This is a genomic window from Alkalibacterium sp. s-m-28, from assembly GCF_054658175.1.
This window is the reverse complement of sequence record NZ_BAAGIQ010000262.1, coordinates 1-498: the sequence shown is the minus strand read 5'-3', so window position 1 is coordinate 498 and position 498 is coordinate 1. Positions and strand designations below refer to the sequence as shown.

Annotated in this window: 2 protein-coding genes; one reads left to right on the top strand and one right to left on the bottom strand. The window is 43.0% G+C overall.

Annotation, left to right across the window (positions count from 1 at the left end; translation table 11 throughout):
* Positions 1-82: 82 nt before the first annotated feature.
* A complete protein-coding gene (locus ACYQ4S_RS12250) occupies positions 83-235 on the bottom strand; it encodes a hypothetical protein (RefSeq protein WP_176759675.1) in 153 nt (50 codons plus the stop codon).
* Between the two features lie 78 nt (positions 236-313).
* Here ACYQ4S_RS12250 and ACYQ4S_RS12245 point away from each other — a divergent pair.
* On the top strand, positions 314-498 hold a 185-nt coding region (locus tag ACYQ4S_RS12245), incomplete at its 3' end, for a helix-turn-helix domain-containing protein (protein ID WP_459771442.1).

Here is a 498-nt window from a genome sequence, read left to right as displayed (position 1 = left end):
TTTATCTAAAATAGCCGAGAAGACCCCCACTTCTTACGAAGTGTAAAGTGGGGGATGAATCGGCTTCGGACACGGGGTGGCTTTAGCCGTCCCGATTGTCCGATTGTTCGAGTGCTGTTTGAATCAAGTGAAAAATTGTTTGAGTACGAGTACCGAACCCTTTCTGCTCTTTGTACTTGTCCACCCTATCGAGCAATGTCTTCGGAAATCGTAAAATAACTGATTGCTTTTCCATTGTTTTCACTCCTTAATGATATACAAATAATATCTAAAATGATACAATAAGTATATCATTTAAAGGGGGTGGAAATCAATGAGACACAAAGCCTATAAGTTCCGCATCTACCCGAACAAAGAGCAGGAAATCCTGATTGCGAAGACGATTGGGTGCAGTCGGTTCGTCTTCAACCATTTCCTTGCAAAATGGAACGAGCTGTACGAAAGCTCGGGCAAAGGACTGAGCTACAATTCCTGCTCCGCTCAACTGACCGAACTAAA